The sequence below is a fragment of the Pseudomonas sp. B8(2017) genome (assembly GCF_002113575.1).
In the GTDB taxonomy this organism is placed as follows: Bacteria; Pseudomonadota; Gammaproteobacteria; order Pseudomonadales; family Pseudomonadaceae; genus Aquipseudomonas; species Aquipseudomonas putida_Z.
In genome coordinates this window covers 185,755-207,953 of record NZ_NEIO01000009.1, presented here as the reverse complement: position 1 = coordinate 207,953, position 22,199 = coordinate 185,755, and the positions used below count along the sequence as shown (strand labels likewise).

General features: G+C 61.8%; 21 protein-coding genes, 4 tRNA genes and 1 pseudogene. 20 read left to right on the top strand and 6 right to left on the bottom strand.

Annotated features, from left to right (window positions below; translation table 11 throughout):
• The first annotated feature begins 215 nt into the window (after positions 1 to 215).
• Genes CAG22_RS15760 through CAG22_RS15735 form a run of 6 tightly spaced genes read left to right on the top strand, consistent with a single transcriptional unit; the run spans position 216 to position 6,147 of the window.
• The gene (locus CAG22_RS15760; RefSeq protein ID WP_085705741.1) at positions 216 to 1,310 is read left to right on the top strand and encodes an ABC transporter ATP-binding protein; all 1,095 of its coding nucleotides are present in this window, start codon (positions 216 to 218) and stop codon (positions 1,308 to 1,310) included.
• Entirely contained in the window at positions 1,310 to 2,419 is a 1,110-nt protein-coding gene (locus tag CAG22_RS15755; protein ID WP_085705740.1) for an ABC transporter ATP-binding protein, read from the top strand. The genes CAG22_RS15760 and CAG22_RS15755 overlap by 1 nt, the downstream gene beginning before the upstream one ends.
• A complete protein-coding gene (locus tag CAG22_RS15750; RefSeq protein ID WP_013971875.1) occupies positions 2,416 to 3,279 on the top strand; it encodes a carbohydrate ABC transporter permease in 864 nt (287 codons plus the stop codon). Before CAG22_RS15755 ends, CAG22_RS15750 begins: the two co-directional genes overlap by 4 nt.
• Before the next feature lie 3 nt (positions 3,280 to 3,282).
• Entirely contained in the window at positions 3,283 to 4,083 is an 801-nt protein-coding gene (locus CAG22_RS15745; protein WP_085705739.1) for a carbohydrate ABC transporter permease, read from the top strand.
• 12 nt (positions 4,084 to 4,095) lie between these two features.
• On the top strand, positions 4,096 to 4,368 hold the full coding sequence (locus CAG22_RS15740) for a DUF2160 domain-containing protein (RefSeq protein WP_013971877.1): 273 nt from the start codon (positions 4,096 to 4,098) through the stop codon (positions 4,366 to 4,368).
• A 39-nt stretch (positions 4,369 to 4,407) separates the two neighbouring features.
• A complete protein-coding gene (locus tag CAG22_RS15735; protein ID WP_013971878.1) occupies positions 4,408 to 6,147 on the top strand; it encodes an ABC transporter substrate-binding protein in 1,740 nt (579 codons plus the stop codon).
• Between the two features lie 170 nt (positions 6,148 to 6,317).
• Here the strand turns inward: CAG22_RS15735 and folD are convergent, their stop codons facing one another.
• Positions 6,318 to 7,172 carry a bifunctional methylenetetrahydrofolate dehydrogenase/methenyltetrahydrofolate cyclohydrolase FolD gene (gene folD, locus CAG22_RS15730; RefSeq protein ID WP_085705738.1) on the bottom strand — a complete coding sequence of 285 codons (855 nt, stop codon included), beginning with the start codon at positions 7,170 to 7,172 and terminating at the stop codon, positions 6,318 to 6,320.
• A gap of 271 nt (positions 7,173 to 7,443) precedes the next feature.
• Between folD and CAG22_RS15725 the strand changes: the two genes are divergently transcribed.
• The 4 genes from CAG22_RS15725 (at position 7,444) to CAG22_RS15710 (ending at position 7,894) form a co-directional block, all read left to right on the top strand.
• A tRNA-Arg gene (locus CAG22_RS15725) sits at positions 7,444 to 7,520 on the top strand.
• A 41-nt stretch (positions 7,521 to 7,561) separates the two neighbouring features.
• A tRNA-His gene (locus tag CAG22_RS15720) sits at positions 7,562 to 7,637 on the top strand.
• A gap of 52 nt (positions 7,638 to 7,689) precedes the next feature.
• Positions 7,690 to 7,774 (top strand) — tRNA-Leu (locus CAG22_RS15715).
• A 44-nt stretch (positions 7,775 to 7,818) separates the two neighbouring features.
• Positions 7,819 to 7,894, top strand: a tRNA-His gene (locus tag CAG22_RS15710).
• Between the two features lie 73 nt (positions 7,895 to 7,967).
• Here CAG22_RS15710 and CAG22_RS15705 read toward each other — a convergent pair.
• Both CAG22_RS15705 and CAG22_RS15700 read right to left on the bottom strand, forming a co-directional pair.
• Positions 7,968 to 8,270: an XRE family transcriptional regulator gene (locus CAG22_RS15705; protein ID WP_025338416.1), complete on the bottom strand. Its 303-nt coding sequence runs from the start codon at positions 8,268 to 8,270 to the stop codon at positions 7,968 to 7,970.
• The gene (locus CAG22_RS15700; protein WP_085692157.1) at positions 8,267 to 8,623 is read right to left on the bottom strand and encodes a type II toxin-antitoxin system RelE/ParE family toxin; all 357 of its coding nucleotides are present in this window, start codon (positions 8,621 to 8,623) and stop codon (positions 8,267 to 8,269) included. The genes CAG22_RS15705 and CAG22_RS15700 overlap by 4 nt, the downstream gene beginning before the upstream one ends.
• A gap of 206 nt (positions 8,624 to 8,829) precedes the next feature.
• Between CAG22_RS15700 and CAG22_RS15695 the strand changes: the two genes are divergently transcribed.
• From CAG22_RS15695 to CAG22_RS15665, 7 genes are all read left to right on the top strand, one after another.
• On the top strand, positions 8,830 to 9,129 hold the full coding sequence (locus CAG22_RS15695; protein ID WP_025338418.1) for a DUF6388 family protein: 300 nt from the start codon (positions 8,830 to 8,832) through the stop codon (positions 9,127 to 9,129).
• A gap of 247 nt (positions 9,130 to 9,376) precedes the next feature.
• On the top strand, positions 9,377 to 10,690 hold the full coding sequence (gene tig, locus CAG22_RS15690) for a trigger factor (RefSeq protein ID WP_024086620.1): 1,314 nt from the start codon (positions 9,377 to 9,379) through the stop codon (positions 10,688 to 10,690).
• 91 nt (positions 10,691 to 10,781) lie between these two features.
• Complete coding sequence (clpP, locus tag CAG22_RS15685; protein WP_003259400.1) at positions 10,782 to 11,423, top strand: ATP-dependent Clp endopeptidase proteolytic subunit ClpP; 642 nt, start codon at positions 10,782 to 10,784, stop codon at positions 11,421 to 11,423.
• A gap of 108 nt (positions 11,424 to 11,531) precedes the next feature.
• Complete coding sequence (gene clpX / locus CAG22_RS15680; RefSeq protein WP_025338419.1) at positions 11,532 to 12,815, top strand: ATP-dependent Clp protease ATP-binding subunit ClpX; 1,284 nt, start codon at positions 11,532 to 11,534, stop codon at positions 12,813 to 12,815.
• A 163-nt stretch (positions 12,816 to 12,978) separates the two neighbouring features.
• Entirely contained in the window at positions 12,979 to 15,375 is a 2,397-nt protein-coding gene (gene lon / locus CAG22_RS15675; protein ID WP_015269697.1) for an endopeptidase La, read from the top strand.
• Positions 15,376 to 15,527: 152 nt separating this feature from the next.
• Complete coding sequence (locus CAG22_RS15670; RefSeq protein ID WP_003259401.1) at positions 15,528 to 15,800, top strand: HU family DNA-binding protein; 273 nt, start codon at positions 15,528 to 15,530, stop codon at positions 15,798 to 15,800.
• A gap of 183 nt (positions 15,801 to 15,983) precedes the next feature.
• The gene (locus CAG22_RS15665; RefSeq protein WP_025338420.1) at positions 15,984 to 17,855 is read left to right on the top strand and encodes a SurA N-terminal domain-containing protein; all 1,872 of its coding nucleotides are present in this window, start codon (positions 15,984 to 15,986) and stop codon (positions 17,853 to 17,855) included.
• Positions 17,856 to 18,267: 412 nt separating this feature from the next.
• On the opposite strand, the pseudogene CAG22_RS27795 reads toward CAG22_RS15665, so the two are convergent.
• Positions 18,268 to 18,414 (bottom strand): annotated as a pseudogene (locus tag CAG22_RS27795) (alpha/beta hydrolase); the annotation flags it as partial.
• A gap of 88 nt (positions 18,415 to 18,502) precedes the next feature.
• Positions 18,503 to 19,543 carry a patatin-like phospholipase family protein gene (locus CAG22_RS15660; RefSeq protein ID WP_085592959.1) on the bottom strand — a complete coding sequence of 347 codons (1,041 nt, stop codon included), beginning with the start codon at positions 19,541 to 19,543 and terminating at the stop codon, positions 18,503 to 18,505.
• Between the two features lie 178 nt (positions 19,544 to 19,721).
• On the opposite strand from CAG22_RS15660, the gene CAG22_RS15655 reads away from it, so the two are divergent.
• The 3 genes from CAG22_RS15655 (at position 19,722) to CAG22_RS15645 (ending at position 21,672) form a co-directional block, all read left to right on the top strand.
• The gene (locus CAG22_RS15655; protein ID WP_003259403.1) at positions 19,722 to 20,000 is read left to right on the top strand and encodes a hypothetical protein; all 279 of its coding nucleotides are present in this window, start codon (positions 19,722 to 19,724) and stop codon (positions 19,998 to 20,000) included.
• 17 nt (positions 20,001 to 20,017) lie between these two features.
• On the top strand, positions 20,018 to 20,797 hold the full coding sequence (locus CAG22_RS15650; protein ID WP_085705737.1) for a CHAD domain-containing protein: 780 nt from the start codon (positions 20,018 to 20,020) through the stop codon (positions 20,795 to 20,797).
• Positions 20,798 to 20,874: 77 nt separating this feature from the next.
• The gene (locus tag CAG22_RS15645) at positions 20,875 to 21,672 is read left to right on the top strand and encodes an acyl-CoA thioesterase II (RefSeq protein ID WP_085592892.1); all 798 of its coding nucleotides are present in this window, start codon (positions 20,875 to 20,877) and stop codon (positions 21,670 to 21,672) included.
• A 136-nt stretch (positions 21,673 to 21,808) separates the two neighbouring features.
• On the opposite strand, the gene CAG22_RS15640 is transcribed toward CAG22_RS15645, so the two are convergent.
• Positions 21,809 to 22,177: an Mpo1-like protein gene (locus CAG22_RS15640; protein WP_085705736.1), complete on the bottom strand. Its 369-nt coding sequence runs from the start codon at positions 22,175 to 22,177 to the stop codon at positions 21,809 to 21,811.
• Between the last annotated feature and the right edge of the window lie 22 nt (positions 22,178 to 22,199).

Sequence of the window (22,199 nt, the reverse complement as noted above, 5' to 3'; positions counted from 1 at the left end):
CTGTGTGATTGTTGTCATGGGGCCGACCGCTGTTCAGTGTCGTGCACGGTTGTTCAATGTCAAACCGGCAAGTGTTCAGTTGTTCAGTGCTTGTGTTCACTTGTGAACCTGCGATTGGCCGGTGTTGCCAGCAAGGCCCCGGGCCAGACGGTTGCGGTGCAACTGGCACGAAACTGGCTGTACCCGGCAGACAAAAACCACAAGAAGGCCACGCCATGTCCCTGGTGCTGGAACAGGTCAGCCGCAGCGTCGACAACCAGGCCTGGATCGTCGATGCCTCACTGCGTTTCGAACCCGGCTCGTTCAACGTGCTGCTGGGCCGCACCCTGGCCGGCAAGACCAGCCTGATGCGCCTGATGGCCGGGCTCGATCGCCCGGACCGGGGGCGGGTGCTGATGGATGGCCAGGACGTGACTGGCGTGCCGGTGCGCCAGCGCAATGTGTCGATGGTGTATCAGCAGTTCATCAATTACCCGACCCTCAGCGTGTACGAGAACATTGCGTCACCGCTGCGCCAGGCACGCATGGACGAGCCCCAGATTCGCCGACGGGTGCAGGAAACCGCCGAAATGCTGCGCATCGAAGCCTACCTGCAGCGCCTGCCGCTGGAGCTGTCCGGTGGCCAGCAGCAACGCACGGCAATGGCCCGGGCGCTGGTCAAGGATGCCTCGCTGATTTTGTTCGACGAGCCACTGGTCAACCTCGACTACAAGCTGCGCGAGGGCCTGCGCCAGGAACTGCGCGAACTGTTCGCGGCACGCCACTGCATTGCCGTGTATGCCACCACCGAGCCCAACGAGGCGCTGGCTCTGGGCGGCACCACCACCCTGGTGCATGAGGGCCGTATCGTCCAGAGCGGGCCTACCGCCGAGGTCTACCAGCGCCCGGGCAGCGTGCTGGCTGCCGAACTGTTTTCCGAGCCGCCGATCAACCTGGTGCCTGGCCGTATCAGCGGCAACGACGTGAGCCTGGCCCAGGCCGTGCACTTTGCCCGCAATGCCGACCTGCAGCCGCTTGCCGAGGGTGACTACCGCTTTGGCGTGCGGCCCAGCCACATCAGCCTGGTGCCGGCCCACGACGACGACCTGGAATTGTCGGTGCTGGTGGAACTGGCCGAGATCAGTGGTTCAGAGACCTTCCTGCATGTACGCAACGAACACTGGCGCATGATCCTGCACCTGCCAGGGGTGCACGAATACCAGGTGGACACGCCGATCTGCGTGTTCATCCCCACCCACAAGCTGTTCGTGTTCGACAGCGCCGGGGCGCTGGTGCAGGCCCCGGGGCTGCGCCAGGCAAGGAGAGGGTGATGGCCGAGATCCGCCTGCGCCAACTGGCGCACAGCTACAGCCGCCAGCCCGCCAGCGAGGCAGACTATGCCCTGCACGCGCTGGAGCATGTGTGGGAGCAGGGCGGTGCCTACGCCTTGCTCGGGCCGTCGGGCTGCGGCAAGTCGACCTTGCTCAACATCATTTCCGGGCTGCTGACACCGTCCCACGGCGAGGTGCTGTTCGACGGCAAGCCGGTCAACCAGCTGTCACCACAGGCGCGCAACATCGCCCAGGTGTTCCAGTTCCCGGTGGTGTACGACACCATGACGGTGTTCGACAACCTGGCGTTTCCCTTGCGCAACCAGGGGCTGGACGAAGCCCGGGTGCAGGCCCGGGTGGAGGAAATTGCCGAGGTGCTCGACCTCTCGGCCGTACTGCGCAAGAAGGCGCGCAACCTCAGTGCCGACGAAAAGCAGAAGGTCTCCATGGGCCGTGGCCTGGTGCGCGATGACGTGTCGGCGATCCTGTTCGACGAGCCGCTGACGGTGATCGACCCGCACCTGAAGTGGAAGCTGCGGCGCAAGCTCAAGCAGATCCACGAGCAGTTCAACATCACCATGATCTACGTCACCCACGACCAGTTGGAAGCCTCGACGTTCGCCGACAAGATCGCGGTGATGCACGGCGGGCGCATCGTTCAGTTCGGCACCCCGCGCGAACTGTTCGAGCGGCCGCGGCATACCTTCGTCGGTTACTTCATCGGCAGCCCGGGGATGAACCTGATCGAGGTACGCGCCGAAGCGGACGGGGTGGCGTTCGGCGATATTCACCTGGTGCTGCCCGGGCAACTGCGGGAGCACCTGCGAGAGCGCCTGGCGGCCGCGGGCGGTGGACGCCTGCAGGTAGGCATCCGCCCGGAATTCGTGCAGCTGTGGGACAGCCCGTTCGATGACGCCTACCCGGCACGGGTGCTGGACGTCGAGGACCTGGGCACCTACCGCATCGTCACCCTCGAACTGGGCGGTGTCGCGCTCAAGGCGCGCCTGGGCGAGGACCGCCCACTGCCGGTGGCCCAGGCCTGGGTCAGCCTGCCGGCGCAGTGGCTGATGCTGTACGTCGACGATGTGCTGCTGGAGGCCGGGCCATGAACAAGGTGCCGAACAACAAGGCCTGGTGGCTGGTGCTGCCGGTGTTCCTGCTGGTGGCGTTCAGTGCGGTGGTGCCGATGATGACGGTGGTCAACTACTCGGTGCAGGACATCTTCGACCAGTCCAACCGCTACTTCGTCGGCGCCGACTGGTATCGCCAAGTGCTGCGCGACCCGGCGCTGCACGATGCGCTGCTGCGCCAGTTCATCTATTCCGCCTGCGTGCTGCTGATCGAGATCCCGCTGGGCATCGCCATTGCCCTGACCATGCCGACCAAGGGGCGCATGGCCTCGGTGTGCCTGATCGTCATGGCCATTCCGTTGCTGATCCCGTGGAACGTGGTCGGCACCATCTGGCAGATTTTCGGCCGTGCCGACATCGGCCTGCTCGGCGCCACACTGGCCAAGCTCGGGGTCAGCTACAACTACGCCGGCGACCCGTTCGACGCTTGGCTGACCGTGCTGGTGATGGACGTGTGGCACTGGACATCGCTGGTGGCGTTGCTCTGTTATTCGGGGCTGCGCGCCATCCCCGACGTGTACTACCAGGCTGCGCGCATCGACCGCGCCTCGGGCTGGGCGGTGTTCCGCCATATCCAGTTGCCCAAGCTGAAGAACGTGCTGCTGATCGCGGTGATGCTGCGCTTCATGGACAGCTTCATGATCTATACCGAGCCCTTCGTGCTGACCGGTGGCGGGCCCGGCAACGCCACCACCTTCCTCAGCCAGACCCTCACGCGCATGGCCGTGGGGCAGTTCGACCTGGGCCCGGCGGCGGCATTCTCGCTGGTGTACTTCCTGATCATCCTGCTGGTTTCGTGGCTGTTCTACACAGCCATGACCCATGCCGACAAGGACTAGGCCATGAGCACGCGCAAATCGCTGGCCCTGCTGCTGTACTTCTTCTTCCTGCTGGTGCCGATCTACTGGCTGCTGAACATGTCGTTCAAGAGCAACACCGAGATCCTCGGCGGCCTGACCCTGTGGCCACAGGCGTTCACCCTCGACAACTACCGGGTGATCTTCACCGATGCCAGCTGGTACAGCAGCTACATCAATTCGCTGTACTACGTGTGCCTGAACACGCTGATTTCGCTGCTGGTGGCGCTGCCAGCGGCATATGCCTTCTCGCGTTACCGCTTTCTCGGTGACCGGCACCTGTTCTTCTGGCTGCTGACCAACCGCATGGCGCCACCGGCGGTGTTCCTGCTGCCGTTCTTCCAGCTGTATTCGTCGATCGGCCTGTTCGATACCCATATCGCCGTGGCCCTGGCCCACTGCCTGTTCAACGTGCCGCTGGCAGTGTGGATCCTCGAAGGGTTCATGTCTGGTGTGCCGAAGGAAATCGACGAAACAGCCTACATCGACGGCTACAGCTTCCCGCGCTTCTTCGTGAAGATCTTCATCCCGCTGATTGGCTCCGGCATCGGCGTGACGGCGTTTTTCTGTTTCATGTTCTCCTGGGTCGAGCTGCTGCTGGCGCGCACCCTGACCTCGGTGAATGCCAAACCGATCGCCGCGGTGATGACCCGTACCGTGTCGGCCTCGGGCATCGATTGGGGCGTGTTGGCGGCGGCGGGGGTACTGACCATCTTGCCGGGCATGCTGGTGATCTGGTTCGTGCGCAACCATGTGGCCAAGGGCTTCGCCCTGGGCCGGGTGTGAGGAGGGCAAGGCATGGAGTGGATGGCCTGGACCTTGCCGACGGCGCTGTTCTTCGCCGCCGTTGGCGTGCTGCTGCTGGGCATGACCCTGCTCGAACTGCGCCGCCCCTGCGTGGAGCGACGCGGCTTCCTGCCGCTGGTCACCAGCCGTGGCGACCGCTTGTTCATCGGCCTGCTGGCCAGCGCCTACCTGCATTTGCTGGTGGTTGGCGTCAGCGAGTGGCCATTGTGGGTGGCCTCGCTGCTGTCGCTGGCGTGGCTGGTGGTGGTGCTGCGCTGGGGCTGAGCGAGCGGCCCTGTGGGATAACTGAAACGGGAGATCACAATGTTCGACAACAAGTACAACAGGCGACATTTGACCCTGGCCGCGTTGCTGGTACTGGCCAGCGTGCAGGGCACAGCCTGGGCCGACCAGTACGAGGATGCGGCAAGGAAGTGGCTCGGCAGTGAGTTCAAGCCTTCGACCCTTACCCCTGAACAGCAGCTGGCCGAGTTGAAGTGGTTCATCAAGGCAGCCGAGCCGTTCCGCGGCATGAAGATCAACGTGGTGTCGGAAACCATCACCACCCATGAATACGAGTCCAAGGTGCTGGCCAAGGCCTTCAGCGAGATCACCGGTATACAGCTGACCCACGACCTGTTGCAGGAAGGCGACGTGGTGGAAAAGCTGCAGACACAGATGCAGTCGGACAAGAACATCTATGACGGCTGGGTCAACGACTCCGACCTGATCGGTACGCACTTTCGCTACGGCAAGGTGGAATCGATCACCGACCTGATGGCCAACGAAGGCAAGGACTACACTTCGCCGACCCTGGACCTGAAGGACTTCATCGGCATTTCCTTCACCACCGCGCCGGATGGCAAGGTCTACCAACTGCCCGACCAGCAGTTCGCCAACCTCTACTGGTTCCGTGCCGACTGGTTCGAGCGGCCCGAGCTGAAGGCCAGGTTCAAGGAAAAGTACGGCTACGAGCTGGGCGTACCGGTGAACTGGTCGGCCTACGAGGACATTGCCAGGTTCTTCACCGAAGACGTCAAGGAAATCGACGGCAAACGCGTTTATGGCCACATGGACTACGGCAAGAAAGACCCGTCGCTGGGCTGGCGCTTCACCGATGCCTGGTTCTCCATGGCGGGTGGCGGCGACAAAGGCCTGCCCAATGGTTTGCCGGTGGACGAATGGGGCATTCGCGTGGAGGACTGCCACCCGGTGGGGTCCAGCGTGACCCGTGGCGGCGACACCAACGGCCCGGCCGCCGTGTATGCCACGCAGAAGTACGTGGACTGGATGCGTGCCTATGCGCCCAAGGAAGCCCAGGGCATGACCTTCTCCGAAGCCGGCCCGGTGCCGGCCCAGGGCAATATCGCCCAGCAGATCTTCTGGTACACCGCGTTTACCGCCGACATGACCAAGCCCGGTTTGCCGGTGGTGAACGCCGACGGCACGCCGAAGTGGCGCATGGCGCCCTCGCCGAAGGGGCCGTACTGGGAGGAGGGGATGAAGCTGGGCTACCAGGACACCGGTTCGTGGACCTTCTTCAAGTCCACCCCCGAGAAGCAACGCCTGGCTGCGTGGCTGTACGCCCAGTTCGTCACCTCCAAGACCGTGTCGCTGAAAAAGACCATTGTCGGCCTCACTCCGATTCGCGAGTCGGACATCAATTCCCAGGCCATGACCGAACTGGCGCCCAAGCTGGGCGGGCTGGTGGAGTTCTACCGCAGCCCGGCGCGGGTACAGTGGACACCGACCGGCACCAACGTGCCGGATTACCCGCGGTTGGCGCAGTTGTGGTGGAGCCACATCGCCGAAGTGGCCAGTGGCGAGAAGACCCCGCAGGAAGCGCTGGACGGCCTGGCGCGCGACCAGGACCGGATGATGGAGCGCTTGCAGCGGTCCAACGCCCAGGCCACCTGCGCACCGAAGCTGAACCCGGAGAAGGACGCCCAGTACTGGTTCGACCAGCCCGGGGCGCCGAAACCGAAACTGGCCAACGAAAAGCCCAAGGGCGAGACGGTCAGCTACAACGAACTGCTGAAGTCGTGGGAGGCGGCCAGGAAGTGACCGGCTGAATACCGCGCTGGCTTCTTCGCGGGCTTGCCCGCTCCCACAAGTACCCCGCGCAGTACCTGTGGGAGCGGGCAAGCCCGCGAAGAGGCCGGTAAAGCCAGTGCATATTTTACGGGCAAAAAAAACGGCACCTGCCAGAGGTGCCGTTTTCATATCACGCGGTATTACTTGTGCAGCTCTTCCGCCGCATACAGCGTGTTCTCCAGCAGGCATGCGCGGGTCATCGGCCCGACGCCGCCCGGCACCGGCGTGATCCAGCCGGCGCGCGGCAGGGCGGTCTCGTAGACCACGTCGCCGACCAGCTTGCCGTCTTCCTGGCGGTTGATGCCCACGTCAATGACGATGGCACCTTCCTTGATCCACTCACCCTTGACCAGCCCCGGCTTGCCTGCGGCCACTACCACCAGGTCGGCGCGGCCGACATGGCCGGGGAGGTCCTTGGTGAAGCGGTGGCAGACGGTCACGGTGCAGCCGGCCAGCAGCAGCTCCATGGCCATCGGGCGGCCAACGATGTTGGAGGCGCCGACGATGACCGCGTTCATGCCGTACAGGTCCTGGCCGGTGCTTTCCAGCAGGGTCATGATGCCCTTCGGCGTGCACGGGCGCAGCAGCGGGATGCGCTGGGCCAGGCGGCCGATGTTGTACGGGTGGAAGCCGTCCACGTCCTTGTCCGGGCGGATGCGCTCGAGCAGCAGCGAGGCGTCCAGGTGCGCCGGCAGTGGCAACTGCAGCAGGATACCGTCGACGGCCGGGTCGTCATTGAGGCGGTCGATCAGCTTGGTCAGGGCCTGCTGCGTGGTTTCGCTGGGCAGGTCGAACGCCTGCGAAATGAAGCCGACCTCTTCGCAGTCCTTGCGCTTGTGCGAGACATAGACTTGGGAGGCGGGGTCGGTGCCGACCAGGATCACCGCCAGGCCCGGCGTACGCAGGCCTTGCTGGCGACGCTCCACGACACGTTGAGCGATCTGCTGGCGCAGGCTGGCGGCGATCGCCTTGCCATCGATTAGGTGTGCAGTCATAGACGCGTGATTAACCATCGAGAAGGAAACAATTAAAGAGGGCGCATTCTCGCACGACATGGGCCAAGGGCAAAGGCGGGTGGTCGGGCAAATCCCCTAAGCCCTTAAATAATTTAAATTTTTTTGAGAAAGGTGTTGACGACTATCAGGCCCGCCTATAAGATTCGCCGCACTTGTCGGGCACAGCCTAGCACTGGTTGGCTAAGTCGGGCAGAATGAGTGGTTTAGCAGTTACCTGTTAAGGTCTCGTTCGGTTAGGCTTCAAGCTTAAGCGCCCGTAGCTCAGCTGGATAGAGCATCCGCCTTCTAAGCGGATGGTCGCAGGTTCGAGTCCTGCCGGGTGCGCCATTAGGCAGCTTTGGCAAGCAAGTAGGCTGTAATGCAATATGGTGGGCGTAGCTCAGTTGGTAGAGCGCTGGATTGTGATTCCAGTTGTCGTGGGTTCGATTCCCATCGTCCACCCCATATTCTTCAAAGGCGCCTCGATAGCATCTGGCGCCTTTGTTTTAAGCGTTACGCGGACGTGGTGAAATTGGTAGACACACTGGATTTAGGTTCCAGCGGCGCAAGCTGTAAGAGTTCGAGTCTCTTCGTCCGCACCATGCTTCTGTAAGGCTGTACCGCAACATCGCAAGACTGCAATATGGTGGGCGTAGCTCAGTTGGTAGAGCGCTGGATTGTGATTCCAGTTGTCGTGGGTTCGATTCCCATCGTCCACCCCATATTCTTCGAAGGCGCCTTGATCGTGAGATCGGGCGCCTTTTTGTTTTGCGCCCTGATCTGGTGGCGCTGCGCTCAGGCGAGGGCAGGGCTGTTTTCCGGTACCAGGCGCACCTCTACGCGATGCCCGAGGGCTCGCGCTGCGCTGGCCAGGGTTGCCAGTGTCATGCCTGGGTCGTTCTGGTCGAGCGCCCGGTCAACCGCAGTGCGGCTGGTGTGCATGCGCTCGGCCAATGCCTTCTTGCTGATCTTCTGCGCTTTCATGGCCTCAGCGATCTGCCAGGCGATCAAGCGCTTCAGGGCAGCTGCGGATACCTCCTCTGCAAGGCCCTCGCCTGCCAGGAAGTCGTCGAAGTCGGAGCCGATATGTGTGGTCATTGCTTGTGCCTCTTTATGGCGGCTTGGCGCTGCCTGGCGGCGGCCAGGTCTGGCGCTGGTGTTTTCTGGCTCTTCTTGATGAAGCCGTGAAGCAGGACCATGGTGTTTCCATCCACGGTAAAAAGAACCCGGGCGATCGTGTTCTCAAGGTTGACCCTGGCCTCCCATAGGCCTTTCCCGAGCTTCCTGACAATGGGCATGCCTAGCGGCCATCCGATTTGTATTGTCTTGATCTCGGTTCCAATCAGGTGTTTGTGGGTGCGGGGGAGTGAGGTCAACCATTCGCGTACAGGCTCATTGCCGGCTTCGGTGCGAAAGAAGCGGACTTCTAGTGTTGTTGCGTTCCTGTCCATGGAAGTGTACCAAAAAAGGTACTCCATTCAAGCGCAGGGCAATCGCTTGTGCGATAGCGTTTTTCCCGCAGCGCTGTAGGAGTGTTCGCCGGGTTGCAAATCAATCGAGCCCGGCCCTTGCAATCCTCTAGTGACATCCCAATAAAAGCTGTTAGATTTCAGCCGGTTGAAACACCGGCCCATTTGGCCGGCAGAGGAACAGCCCGATGATCGCAAAAGAAGCCCGTCAGGCCCTGGCGCTACAGCGCTTTGCCGAGGCCAATCCGCAGCTGCTCGAAGAGATCCGTGAGCTGGATGCGCGCGAGCAGGCCCAGCAGATCGAGTGGGCGTTCGAGGATGCGGCCGAGGAGCAGGGTATCCAGCCTTGGGAGCTGGCCCTGCAACTGATCGCCGAAACCCCCGAGCAGCTGCAGGCCATGCGCCTGGAGACGCACCGCGAGGTAGCTGAGGCGCTGGGGATGGAGTGGGAGGAGTACTGCCAGTTCAACGAAATCGACCCTGAATAAAGGCAGCGAATTCGTTCCTGGTAGTTGTTTGACAAGGTATTTCGGCTGCAGGTCGCCCCGGGCGTCGTGCGGCCCCCATTGAAACAGGCCCGGCGTTATGTCGTGCGGGCCTTGAAAGTTAATCGACCGGCGTGGTTTCCCGTCGTCCCGAGTGGGGTGACTTCTGCTGCGCGACTCACTAGAATGCTTGCCCTTGATTCTGGAGTCGGGCTAACGCCGGCTAACGTCTGTGCAACGAGGAATATCCATGCAAGTTTCTGTTGAAAACACTTCCGCTCTCGAGCGCCGCATGACCATCGCCGTTCCGGCCGAGCGCGTCGAGAACGAAGTCAACAAGCGTCTGCAACAGACTGCCAAGCGCGCCAAGGTTGCCGGCTTCCGCCCAGGCAAAGTGCCGATGAGCGTGATCCGTCAGCGTTTCGAAGCCGATGCCCGTCAAGAGGCTTTCGGTGACCTGGTCCAGGCTTCCTTCTACGAAGCCATCGTCGAGCAGAAGCTGAACCCGGCTGGCGCCCCTGCGGTAGAGCCGAAGTCCTTCGAAAAGGGCAAGGACCTGGAATTCGTCGCCATCTTCGAAGTGTTCCCGGAGTTCACCGTTGGCGGCCTCGAGTCGATCAACGTTGAGCGCCTGAGCGCCGAAGTGGCTGACGCCGACCTGGACAACATGCTGGAAGTGCTGCGCAAGCAGAACACCCGCTTCGAGGCCGTCGAGCGCGCCGCGCAGAACGACGACCAGGTCAACATCGACTTCGTCGGCAAGGTCGACGGTGAAGTGTTCGCCGGTGGTTCGGCCAAGGGCACCCAGCTGGTACTGGGCTCCGGCCGCATGATCCCAGGCTTCGAAGATGGCCTGGTTGGCGCCAAGGCTGGCGAAGAGCGCGTTGTCAACGTGACCTTCCCTGAGGACTACCAGAACCTGGACCTGGCTGGCAAAGCCGCCGAGTTCACCATCACCGTCAACAGCGTTGCCGCTCCTGTGCTGCCAGAGCTGAACGAAGAGTTCTTCGCCCAGTTCGGCATCAAGGAATCGACCCTGGAAGGCTTCCGCACCGAAGTTCGCAAGAACATGGAGCGTGAACTGCGCCAGGCCATCAAGGCCAAGGTGAAGAACCAGGTCATGGACGGTCTGCTGGCTGCCAACCCGATCGAAGTGCCGAAGGCCCTGCTGGAAAACGAAGTCAACCGTCTGCGCGTGCAGGCTGTTCAGCAGTTCGGTGGCAACATCAAGCCTGAGCAACTGCCGGCCGAGCTGTTCGAAGAACAAGCCAAGCGCCGTGTGGTCCTGGGCCTGATCGTGGCCGAAGTGGTCAAGCAGTTCGAGCTGAAGCCGGACGAAGGCAAGGTTCGCGAAATGATCGAAGAAATGGCTTCGGCTTACCAAGAGCCTGAGCAGGTCATCGCCTGGTACTACAAGAACGACCAGCAACTGAACGAAGTCCGTTCGGTTGTGCTGGAAGAACAAGTTGTAGATACTGTTCTGCAGAAAGCGACTGTGACCGACAAGTCGGTCTCGTACGAAGATGCCGTTAAACCAGCACAGGCTCCAGCCGCCGCTGAGTAACAGGCTTCTCTCGTAGGAAACCCCCACAAGCCAGCCTTCGAGCTGGCTTGTGCGTATTCAAGCCATGACTATTTGGGAGTGAGCGCAGGACATGTCCCGCAATTCTTATATTCAGCAGAGCTCTGACATCCAGGCCGCAGGCGGCCTGGTCCCGATGGTTATCGAGCAGTCCGCCCGTGGCGAACGCGCTTACGACATCTACTCGCGCCTGTTGAAGGAGCGTGTGATCTTCCTGGTTGGCCCGGTAGAGGACTACATGGCCAACCTCGTCGTCGCGCAACTGCTGTTCCTTGAAGCGGAAAACCCGGACAAGGATATCCATCTGTACATCAACTCGCCGGGCGGTTCCGTCACCGCCGGCATGTCGATCTACGACACCATGCAGTTCATCAAGCCGGACGTCTCGACCATCTGCATCGGCCAGGCCTGCAGCATGGGCGCCTTCCTGCTGGCTGCAGGTGCCAAGGGCAAGCGTCACTGCCTGCCGAACTCGCGCGTGATGATCCACCAGCCGCTGGGCGGCTTCCAGGGTCAGGCCACCGATATCGAGATCCACGCCCAGGAAATCCTCAATATCAAGGCCCGCCTGAACGAGCTGCTGGCCTACCACACCGGCCAGGATCTCGAGACCATCAAGCGCGACACCGAACGTGACAACTTCATGAGCGCCTCGCGCGCGGCCGAGTACGGCCTGATCGACTCGGTCTACGACAAGCGGCAACTGGCCTCCTGAACCGGGGTGCCAGAGCAGGTGGGCGCCGAAAGCGCCTACCTGCGGACTTGAAAAAGCCCGCAATTGCCTTCATCTTGTGTTGCAAGCCTACCGGATTGGATCGATCGAATGACTGACACCCGTAACGGCGAGGACAGCGGCAAATTGCTTTATTGCTCCTTCTGCGGCAAAAGCCAGCACGAAGTGCGCAAACTGATTGCCGGGCCCTCGGTATTTATCTGCGACGAGTGCGTCGACCTGTGCAACGACATCATCCGTGAGGAGGTGCAGGAAGCCCAGGCCGAGAGCAGCGCGCACAAATTGCCTTCGCCGAAAGAAATCAGCGGTATCCTGGACCAGTACGTCATTGGTCAGGAACGCGCGAAGAAGGTGCTTGCCGTAGCGGTGTACAACCACTACAAGCGCCTGAACCAGCGTGACAAGAAGGGTGACGAAGTCGAACTCGGCAAGAGCAACATCCTGCTCATCGGGCCAACCGGCTCGGGCAAGACCCTGCTCGCCGAAACCCTTGCACGCCTGTTGAACGTACCGTTCACCATTGCTGACGCCACCACCCTGACCGAAGCCGGTTACGTGGGTGAGGACGTCGAGAACATCATCCAGAAGCTGTTGCAGAAGTGCGACTACGACGTGGAAAAGGCCCAGATGGGCATTGTCTACATCGACGAGATCGACAAGATTTCGCGCAAGTCGGACAACCCGTCCATCACCCGTGACGTCTCGGGCGAGGGCGTGCAACAGGCACTGCTTAAGCTGATCGAAGGCACCGTGGCCTCGGTTCCGCCGCAAGGCGGCCGCAAGCACCCGCAACAGGAATTCCTGCAGGTCGATACCCGCAACATCCTGTTCATCTGCGGTGGCGCCTTCTCGGGCCTGGAAAAGGTCATCCAGAACCGCTCCACCAAGGGTGGCATCGGTTTTGGCGCCGAAGTACGCAGCAAGGAAGAGGGCAAGAAGGTTGGCGAGTCCCTGCGTGAGGTCGAGCCGGACGATCTGGTCAAGTTTGGCCTGATCCCGGAATTCGTCGGTCGCTTGCCGGTACTGGCAACCCTCGACGAGCTGGACGAGGCTGCGCTGATGCAGATCCTCACCGAGCCGAAGAACGCCCTGACCAAGCAGTATGCCAAGCTGTTCGAGATGGAAAGCGTCGACCTCGAGTTCCGCAGCGATGCGCTCAAGGCCGTGGCGCGCAAGGCCCTGGAGCGCAAGACCGGCGCCCGTGGCCTGCGTTCGATCCTCGAAGGCGTGCTGCTCGACACCATGTACGAGATTCCTTCGAAGAAGGATGTCAGCAAGGTGGTGATCGACGAGAGCGTCATCGATGGCACCTCGCAGCCGCTGATGATCTACGAGAACAGCGAGCCGCAAGCCAAGGCCGCACCGGACGCCTGATCCAGGCAATGGCCGGTTGACGGTTGCAAGCAAGAAGGGGCCTACGGGCCCCTTTCTGCTTTTCCTGCGCTAGCGCTTGTAATTTCCCAAGCGTGCCCCCACATTAGGTCCAAGCATCATTTCCACCGGTTTCCGGCCATAAGGCCGCTGTAGAGGCGAAATCATGAAGACCACCCTCGACTTGCCTCTTTTGCCATTGCGCGATGTCGTTGTTTACCCGCACATGGTCATCCCGCTGTTCGTGGGGCGCGAAAAGTCCATCGAAGCCCTTGAGGCGGCGATGACGGGCGAAAAGCAGATCCTCCTGCTGGCCCAGAAAAACCCGGCCGACGATGATCCGGGCGAAGACGCCCTGTACCGCGTCGGTACCGTTGCCACCGTGCTGCAATTGCTGAAACTGCCCGATGGCACCGTCAAGGTGCTGGTCGAGGGCGAGCAGCGCGGCGCCGTGGAGCGTTTCAGCGAAGTAGAAGGGCACATCCGTGCCGAAGTTTCCCTGATCGACGAAGTCGACGCCGCCGAGCGCGAGTCGGAAGTGTTCGTGCGCACGCTGCTGTCGCAGTTCGAGCAGTACGTGCAGCTGGGCAAGAAAGTCCCTGCCGAAGTGCTGTCGTCGCTGAACAGCATCGAAGAGCCAGGGCGCCTGGTCGATACCATGGCCGCACACATGGCCTTGAAGATCGAGCAGAAACAGGAAATTCTCGAAATCGTCGACCTGCCGACCCGTGTCGAGCACGTACTGGCGCTGCTGGATGCCGAAATCGACCTGCTGCAGGTCGAAAAGCGCATTCGCGGTCGGGTCAAGAAGCAGATGGAGCGCAGCCAGCGCGAGTACTACCTGAATGAGCAGATGAAGGCCATTCAGAAAGAGCTCGGCGATGGCGACGAAGGCCACAACGAAGTCGAAGAGCTGAAAAAGCGCATCGAAGCCGCTGGCCTGCCCAAGGACGCACTGGCCAAGGCCCAGGCCGAGCTGAACAAGCTCAAGCAGATGTCGCCGATGTCGGCCGAGGCCACCGTGGTCCGGTCCTACCTCGACTGGCTGGTGCAGGTGCCGTGGAAGGCCCAGAGCAAGGTGCGCCTGGACCTGGCCAAGGCCGAGGAAATCCTCGATGCGGACCACTACGGCCTGGAAGAGGTCAAGGAACGCATCCTCGAGTACCTTGCCGTGCAAAAGCGCGTCAAGAAGATCCGCGGGCCGGTACTGTGCCTGGTCGGCCCACCCGGCGTCGGCAAGACCTCGCTGGCCGAGTCGATCGCCGCTGCCACCAACCGCAAGTTCGTGCGCATGGCCCTGGGTGGTGTGCGTGACGAGGCCGAGATCCGTGGTCACCGCCGTACCTACATCGGTTCCATGCCTGGCCGCCTGATCCAGAAGATGACCAAGGTGGGGGTGCGTAACCCGCTGTTCCTGCTGGACGAAATCGACAAGATGGGCAGCGACATGCGTGGCGATCCGGCCTCGGCACTGCTCGAAGTGCTCGACCCGGAGCAGAACCACAACTTCAACGACCACTACCTGGAGGTCGACTACGACCTCTCGGACGTGATGTTCCTGTGCACCTCGAACTCGATGAACATCCCGCCGGCGCTGCTCGACCGGATGGAAGTCATCCGCCTGCCGGGCTACACCGAGGACGAGAAGATCAACATCGCGGTCAAGTACCTGGTGCCCAAGCAGGTCAAGGCCAACGGCTTGAAGAAGGACGAGCTGGAAGTCGACGTCTCGGCGATCCGCGACATCATCCGCTTCTACACCCGCGAAGCCGGTGTGCGTGGCCTGGAGCGGCAAATCGCCAAGGTCTGCCGCAAGGTGGTCAAGGAACATACCGGGCAGAAGCAGGTCAAGGTCAAGGTGGCCAGCGAGCAGCTGGAACACCTGCTGGGTGTGCGCAAGTTCCGCTACGGCCTGGCCGAGCAGCAGGACCAGATCGGCCAGGTTACCGGCCTGGCCTGGACCCAGGTGGGCGGCGAACTGCTGACCATCGAAGCCGTGGTCATCCCCGGCAAGGGCCAGCTGATCAAGACCGGCTCGCTGGGCGACGTCATGGTCGAGTCGATCACCGCCGCGCAGACCGTGGTGCGCAGCCGTGCCCGCAGCCTGGGTATCGCCGCCGACTTCCACGAGAAGCACGACGTCCATATCCACATGCCGGAAGGCGCCACGCCGAAGGACGGCCCGAGTGCCGGTATCGGCATGTGCACCGCGCTGGTGTCGGCGCTGACGCAGATTCCGGTACGTGCCGATGTGGCCATGACCGGCGAAATCACCCTGCGTGGCCAGGTGCTGGCCATTGGCGGGTTGAAGGAAAAACTGCTGGCGGCACACCGTGGCGGGATCAAGACGGTGATCATTCCCGAGGAGAATGTTCGCGATCTGAAGGAGATTCCGGAAAATATCAAACAGGATCTGCAGATCAAACCGGTCAAATGGATTGACGAAGTCCTGCAAATTGCGCTGCAATACGCCCCGGAGCCCTTGCCAGATGTGGCTCCGGAGATTGTCGCGAAAGATGAAAAGCGCGACGGCGATGCTAAGGAAAGAATTAGCACGCACTAGTAGTTTTTGGCTGGGGGGCTTTCCTTGACAGTTTTTTCGGGGCCTTGCTATAAAGCGGCACGCTATTGTCATCAGGCCACCCAGCGCACGTTTCATAAGCTTTTCATTACATACTTAGAAACAAACTCAATAGAGAAATAAGGGGACTTAGAGTGAACAAGTCGGAACTGATTGACGCTATCGCCGCATCTGCTGACATCCCGAAAGCTGTAGCCGGCCGTGCGCTGGACGCAGTCATCGAATCCGTCACCGGCGCCCTGAAGCAAGGTGACGATGTGGTACTGGTTGGTTTCGGTACCTTCTCGGTCAAGGAGCGTGCAGAGCGCACCGGCCGCAACCCGCAAACCGGTAACGCGATCAAGATCGCTGCCGCCAAGGTTCCAGGCTTCAAGGCTGGCAAAGGCCTGAAAGACGCCGTCAACTAAGTCGTCTCTTTCAGCCGGACCCGGCCTGGCCAGGTCCGAGCACGGTGATGGCGGGGCGCAAACGTTCCCGCCTGACACGTTTGCTAAGAAAAGGCGCATCCTCGGATGCGCCTTTCTTTTATCAGGTTTCTACCCACGCTCCGCGGTTGTCGACGCAGTGGTACAGCCGTTTCTGGGGGACGCATGCTGCAAAATATCAGGGACAATTCACAAGGTTGGATTGCCAAGACCATCATCGGCCTTATCGTCGTGTTGATGGCGTTGACCGGCTTCGAAGCCATTTTCCAGGCCGCCACACATAGCCAGGACGCCGCCAAGGTGAACGGCCAGACCATCAGCCAGAACGAGCTGAGCCAGGCGGCCGACATGCAGCGCCGTCAGCTGATGCAACAGTTGGGCAAGGATTTCGACCCGGCGCTGCTGGACGACAAATTGCTGCGCGAAGAGGCACTGAAAGGCCTGATCAGCCGCAAGCTGCTGCTGCAAGGCGCCGAAGATGCCAAATTCGCCTTCTCCGAGGCCGCGCTGGATCAAGTGATCCTGCAGACACCGGAATTCCAGGTGGACGGCAAGTTCAGTGCCGACCGTTTTGACCAGGTCATTCGCCAGATGGGCTATGGCCGCATGCAGTTCCGCGACATGCTCGCCGAGGAAATGCTTATCGGCCAGCTGCGCACCGGCCTGGCCGGCAGCAGCTTCGTCACCGACCAGCAGGTCGATGCCTTTGCCCGCCTCGAAAAGCAGACCCGTGACTTCGCTTCCCTGACCTTCAAGGCCGACCCGGCCGCGGTCAAGGTCAGCGATGAAGAGATCAAGGCGCACTACGACCAGCACGCCAAGGAGTTCATGTCGCCAGACCAGGTGGTGATCGACTACATCGAGCTGAAGAAGTCGGTGTTCTTCGATCAGGTCAAGGTGACCGACGAAGAGCTCAAGGCCCAGTACGAGAAGGAAATCGCCAACCTCGCCGAGCAGCGCCATGCCGCGCACATCCTCATCGAGGTCAACGACAAGGTCACCGACGCCCAGGCCAAGGCCCGCGCCGACGAGATCGAGCAGCGTCTGGCCAAGGGTGAAGACTTTGCCGCGCTGGCCAAGGAGTTCTCCCAGGACCCGGGTTCGGCCAACAGTGGCGGTGACCTTGGCTTCGCCGGCCCGGGCGTTTACGACCCGGCGTTCGAAGATGCACTGTACAAGTTGCAGGATGGCCAGGTCTCGGCGCCGGTGCGCACAGAGTTCGGCTACCACCTGATCAAGCTGCTGGGCGTACAGGCACCGGAAGTGCCGAGCTTCGCCAGCCTGAAGGACAAGCTGACCCGTGACCTGAAGATCCCGCTGGTCGAGCAGCGTTACGTAGATGCCAGCAAGCAGCTGCAGGATGCCGCCTATGAGGCTTCCGACCTGGCCCAGCCGGCCCAGGACCTGAACCTGAAGGTGCAAACCTCCGCAGCCTTCGGCCGCGAGGGTGGTGAAGGCATCACTGCCAACCGTTCGGTCGTGCAGGCCGCATTCTCCGAAGAAGTGTTAGAGGAGGGTGCCAACAGCACCGCCATCGAGCTCGACCCGGAAACCACCGTGGTACTGCGCGTCAAGGAGCACCGCAAGCCTGAGCAGCTGCCGCTGGAAGCCGTGGCCAAGAACATCAGCGAGCACCTGGCCAAGGAGAAGGCGACTGCCGAGCTCAAGGCCAAGGCGGACAAGCTGATTGCCGGCCTGCGTGACGGTTCCATCGCAGCGGGCAGTGTGCACGAAGGGCAGGGCTGGAAGGCCTATGAAGCAGTTACCCGCGGCGAGGACGGTATCGACCCGGCCGAGCTGCAGGCGCTGTTCCGCCTGGGCAAGCCACAAGCCAAGGACAAGCCGGTTTATGGCAGCGTCGTGCTGCGTGACGGTAGCCTGGTGGTACTGCAGCTCAAGGGTGTCAACGAAGGCGCTACTGCCACCGACGAAGAGAAGCAGCAGATCCGCCGCTACCTCGCGTCGCGTGCTGGCCAGCAAGACTTCGCGGCGTACCGCAAGCAGCTGGAAGCCAAGGCAGACATCACCCGTTACTAAGGTGATGGATGCATGAACGAACAGGCCGCCCAGTGCGGCCTGTTTCGTTTCTGCTGCCTGTTCCGGCCTCATCGCCGGCAAGCCAGCTCCCACAGGTATCACACTTGCCTCAAGCATTGCGGGGTATCTGTGGGAGCTGGCTTGCCGGCGATGAGGCCATTACAGGCAGTACAAGGCCTAGCGTTTCACCCCTTCATGGTTATCCAGCGTATCCCGCGCAATCTCCCGCCCCAGGGCAATCAGCTCCGGCGCCTTGTAGAACTCGAAAAACCGGCACACCCATTTGGGCACGTTGATCAGTACATCCGGTGGATAGCCGGCGATCTACAGGTATCACACTTGCCTCAAGCATTGCGGGGTATCTGTGGGAGCTGGCTTGCCGGCGATGAGGCCATTACAGGCAGTACAAGGCCTAGCGTTTCACCCCTTCATGGTTATCCAGCGTATCCCGCGCAATCTCCCGCCCCAGGGCAATCAGCTCCGGCGCCTTGTAGAACTCGAAAAACCGGCACACCCATTTGGGCACGTTGATCAGTACATCCGGTGGATAGCCGGCGATCTACAGGTATCACACTTGCCTCAAGCATTGCGGGGTATCTGTGGGAGCTGGCTTGCCGGCGATGAGGCCATTACAGGCAGTACAAGGTCTAGCGTTTCACCCCTTCATGGTTATCCAGCGTATCCCGCGCAATCTCCCGCCCCAGGGCAATCAGCTCCGGCGCCTTGTAGAACTCGAAAAACCGGCACACCCGTTTGGGCACGTTGATCAGTACATCCGGTGGATAGCCGGCGATCTTGTACTGCGCCAACGACGTCTGCATGACCTCGAAGCTCTGGTTGATCAAGTCCAGCAGCGAAGCGGGCCCCACGTTGTCGATGATGAACGAGCCGGTCGCCGACTTCGGTGCGCCTTCGCGCTCCGGCGCCGCCGCCGGTTGCTGGCCTTCCGGGTTGGCGGCATCGGCCAGCCATGGATTTGGCGGCGCAAGCCCTTCGGCGACGATTTCCTGCTCGATGCGGATCAGCTCCTCCGCCGGCTTGCGCCGGAACGGCAGGCGCGAGCCCAGCGAACTGAGCAGGGCATCGAAACGCATCTTGAACGCTGCCGGGCGTTCGATCACCGGTAACTGGTACTGCTTCTGGTTGGTGGCGTTGAGGTTGACCGCGATGATCAGGTCGCAGTGGCTGGACACCACCGGCACGATCGGCAGCGGGTTGAGGATGCCACCGTCGACCAGCATGCGGTTGCCTTGCATCACCGGGGTGAACAGGCTGGGGATTGCCGCCGAGGCGCGCATGGCCTGGTGCAGGCAGCCCTCCTGGAACCAGATTTCCTGCTGGTTGGTGAGGTCGGCTGCAACTGCCGTGTAGGGGATGCGCAATTGCTCGATGTTGATCTCGCCGACGATCTTGCGGATTTGCCCGAACACCTTGTCGCCGCGAATTGCGCCGAGGCGAAAGCTGACATCGACCAGGCGCAACACATCCAGGTAGTCGAGGCTCTCGATCCAGTTGCGGTAGTCTTCCAGCTTGCCGGCGGCATAGATGCCGCCGATCACCGCGCCCATGGAGCAGCCGGCGATGCAGGCAATGTCGTAGCCACGGCGCTCGATTTCCTCGATCACCCCGATATGTGCATACCCCCGGGCTCCGCCGGATCCCAGTACCAGTGCCACGCGTTTGCTCATGAACATTCCCCGGCCAGTGCAACCATGGTCCTACAATGCACCCATCGCCACCTGTGCTTCAATGTGCATCGCGCTGAGCTACTGTAATAAAACTGGCTGGGCCAAGCTGGCTGGGCAGGGCACTTTTCAGCTGCCGAGGCGTCAAAAAGCCAACGTTTTTTCTTTTGAGGTATTACCGATGAAAGCCTGGATCTGCCTTCCCTTGATCGCCTTGGCCCTTGCTGGCTGCGCGGGCAAGACGGCCTACCGCGAGAGTTGCGCGACCCAACTGGATGCCGCCTGGAAGGAACTGGACCTGGCCAAGGCCGAAGGCTTTGCCGGTGCCGTGAGCTACTCCAAGGCCTTGTCGCTGTTGACCGGGGCCAAGACCCAGCAGCAGTTCGAAGGTTATGAAAGCTGTACCAGAAAAGCCGAAAAGGCCCGTTTCTACATTCGTGAGTCTCGCGCCGGGCGCTGACCAAGGAGCGTCTTTCGATGTCTGCCATGCTCGATCATGTGGTTGCCCAGATAGTGGCCTTGCAGGTGCGCCTGCTGGCCTGCCGCGAGCGCCTGGCTGCCGATACCGACAGTGAGGCCTTGCATGACCTGCGCACCACCCTGCGGCGCCTGCGCAGCCTGCTGCGGCCGCTGCGTGGGCTGCCGGGGGTGGAGCAACTGGAGGACGCCGCCAAGTCGTTGGGTACACTGACCACGCCGTTGCGTGACCGTGAGGTGCTGGCGGCCGAACTGATCGGGCGTGGTTTTGCCGAGGCCGGGCAGCGGCGCCTGGAAGGGCGTGGCAGGACCTTCGCCAGTGTTGCCGTCAGCCCGCAGCTGACCCGGGTGCTGGCGATTGTCGACGCGTTTCCGCTGTTCCTGCGTGCAGCCGGCCGAGAGGGCTTGGTCAAGGCGCTGGAAAAGAGTGTCGACAAACGCCTGGTCAAACAGTGGCGCAAGTTGCACAAAGCGCTGCAGGGCCCGGCCCATGATCGCCACCGCCTGCGTTTGCTGATCAAGCGTGCGCGCTACGGTGACGAGGCATACCCACAGCTCGACCATGCGGGCAAGCAGTTGCGGCGCTTGCTGAAGCAGGCCCAGGGCGACCTGGGTGACTGGCATGATCGCCTGCAATGGCTGCTGCAGGCGCGCGACCATGCCGACCTGGCACCGTGCAAGGCCGCCTGGGAGCAGGAATTGCACGAGGCCGAGCGGCATTCGGATGTGACGCTGGATGCACTGCAGCAGGCGCTGGCGCGGCGAAAGCCCGAAAAATGACCGATATGCGGGCTGATCGACAAGGGTTTGCTGGCTAGGATGGGCAGACCTATTTCGCTGCAGGCAGGAGCCGGCCAATGAATTTCAACCAACTGCTCGACGCCGTGCGGGCCAACCCCGAAGCGGTGAGCGTCCCGCCAAGCTGGGCCCAGGGTCGCGCCGCCTTTGGCGGGCTGATGGCGGCCATGGTGTATGAAGCCATGCGCCAGAAAATCTCCGACGACCGCCCCGTGCGTTCGCTGGCCATCAGCTTTGTGGCGCCGGCCGCGGCGGATGTGCCAATCCGCTTCGATGTTGAGGTGCTGCGTGAAGGCAAGGCAGTCAGCACCTTGCTGGGCCGTGCCGTTCAAGACGGCCAGGTGGTGACCCTGGTGCAGGGCAATTTCGGTGCGGGGCGGCCATCGGTGGTCGATGTGCCGGCGTTGCCGGCCACGGAAATGAAAGCGCTCGAAGACGCAGCCCCCGAGCTGCCCCATATCAAAGGCGTTACCCCGGAGTTCATGCAGCATGTGGCCTTGCGCTGGGCGGTGGGTGGGTTGCCGTTCAGTGGCAATCAGTCGCGCCAGATGGGCGGCTGGGTACGTTTGCGCGGGGTGGCCGAAGAACCGGTCAACGAGGCGCACCTGCTGGCGTTGGTCGATGCCTGGCCACCGAGCCTGATGCCGTTTCTCAAGCAGCCGGCCGCCGGCAGTACGTTGACCTGGACCATCGAATTCATGCAGCCCACGGCGCAGCTGTCGACCCTGGACTGGTGCCGTTATTGCGTGGAAACCGAGCATGCGCGGGATGGTTACGGGCACGCTGCCGCTGCGTTGAGGACGGCGCAGGGCGAGTTGCTGGCCTTGAGTCGGCAGACGGTTACCGTGTTTGCCTGACCGAACCCGGGAGCGCGTTGCGCTCCAATCGCGACACAAGGCCGCTCCCACAGGATCGCGTAAATTTCAGGACATGCGCGGTTCTTGTGGGAGCGGCCTTGCGTCGCGATTGGGCTGCAGAGCAGCCCCAATGGCATCAGCGCCGATGCTTGTGTCGTTCCCGCCAAGCCTTCCACCAGGCCCCGCTCAGCAAGAAGCGCGGAAAGGTGATGAATTGCTCGGTCAGCAGGCGTTGCACGGCATCCTTGCGGTTGGCGAAGGGCTCGGGTTGCTCGGCTTCCAGGCGATGGCCCTGGCGCTGCAGGCCCAGGCCGGCGATCAAGGCAATGATGCCAACGGCAATCTGGCCCAGATCCAGGCCGAACAGGCCGGACAGAATCAGCAACGCGCCAAGGATGAACAGCGGCACGGCGATCAGGTGCAGCATCAGGTTGGTCGGGTGGCGGTGGTTGTGGTGGTAGCCGCGCCATTGCCAGGCGGGCAGGTTGGGCAGGCGTTTGCTCATGGGCATTTCCTCTCGGTCATGC

What these genes read in the sequence shown, in the direction of transcription:
- CAG22_RS15760 (WP_085705741.1), top strand. Translation starts at nt 216, where the DNA reads ATGTCCCTGGTGCTGGAACAGGTCAGCCGCAGCGTCGACAACCAGGCC.
- CAG22_RS15755 (WP_085705740.1), top strand. Translation starts at nt 1,310, where the DNA reads ATGGCCGAGATCCGCCTGCGCCAACTGGCGCACAGCTACAGCCGCCAG.
- CAG22_RS15750 (WP_013971875.1), top strand. Translation starts at nt 2,416, where the DNA reads ATGAACAAGGTGCCGAACAACAAGGCCTGGTGGCTGGTGCTGCCGGTG.
- CAG22_RS15745 (WP_085705739.1), top strand. Translation starts at nt 3,283, where the DNA reads ATGAGCACGCGCAAATCGCTGGCCCTGCTGCTGTACTTCTTCTTCCTG.
- CAG22_RS15740 (WP_013971877.1), top strand. Translation starts at nt 4,096, where the DNA reads ATGGAGTGGATGGCCTGGACCTTGCCGACGGCGCTGTTCTTCGCCGCC.
- CAG22_RS15735 (WP_013971878.1), top strand. Translation starts at nt 4,408, where the DNA reads ATGTTCGACAACAAGTACAACAGGCGACATTTGACCCTGGCCGCGTTG.
- folD (WP_085705738.1), bottom strand. Translation starts at nt 7,172, where the DNA reads ATGACTGCACACCTAATCGATGGCAAGGCGATCGCCGCCAGCCTGCGC.
- CAG22_RS15705 (WP_025338416.1), bottom strand. Translation starts at nt 8,270, where the DNA reads ATGACCACACATATCGGCTCCGACTTCGACGACTTCCTGGCAGGCGAG.
- CAG22_RS15700 (WP_085692157.1), bottom strand. Translation starts at nt 8,623, where the DNA reads ATGGACAGGAACGCAACAACACTAGAAGTCCGCTTCTTTCGCACCGAA.
- CAG22_RS15695 (WP_025338418.1), top strand. Translation starts at nt 8,830, where the DNA reads ATGATCGCAAAAGAAGCCCGTCAGGCCCTGGCGCTACAGCGCTTTGCC.
- tig (WP_024086620.1), top strand. Translation starts at nt 9,377, where the DNA reads ATGCAAGTTTCTGTTGAAAACACTTCCGCTCTCGAGCGCCGCATGACC.
- clpP (WP_003259400.1), top strand. Translation starts at nt 10,782, where the DNA reads ATGTCCCGCAATTCTTATATTCAGCAGAGCTCTGACATCCAGGCCGCA.
- clpX (WP_025338419.1), top strand. Translation starts at nt 11,532, where the DNA reads ATGACTGACACCCGTAACGGCGAGGACAGCGGCAAATTGCTTTATTGC.
- lon (WP_015269697.1), top strand. Translation starts at nt 12,979, where the DNA reads ATGAAGACCACCCTCGACTTGCCTCTTTTGCCATTGCGCGATGTCGTT.
- CAG22_RS15665 (WP_025338420.1), top strand. Translation starts at nt 15,984, where the DNA reads ATGCTGCAAAATATCAGGGACAATTCACAAGGTTGGATTGCCAAGACC.
- CAG22_RS15660 (WP_085592959.1), bottom strand. Translation starts at nt 19,543, where the DNA reads ATGAGCAAACGCGTGGCACTGGTACTGGGATCCGGCGGAGCCCGGGGG.
- CAG22_RS15655 (WP_003259403.1), top strand. Translation starts at nt 19,722, where the DNA reads ATGAAAGCCTGGATCTGCCTTCCCTTGATCGCCTTGGCCCTTGCTGGC.
- CAG22_RS15650 (WP_085705737.1), top strand. Translation starts at nt 20,018, where the DNA reads ATGTCTGCCATGCTCGATCATGTGGTTGCCCAGATAGTGGCCTTGCAG.
- CAG22_RS15645 (WP_085592892.1), top strand. Translation starts at nt 20,875, where the DNA reads ATGAATTTCAACCAACTGCTCGACGCCGTGCGGGCCAACCCCGAAGCG.
- CAG22_RS15640 (WP_085705736.1), bottom strand. Translation starts at nt 22,177, where the DNA reads ATGAGCAAACGCCTGCCCAACCTGCCCGCCTGGCAATGGCGCGGCTAC.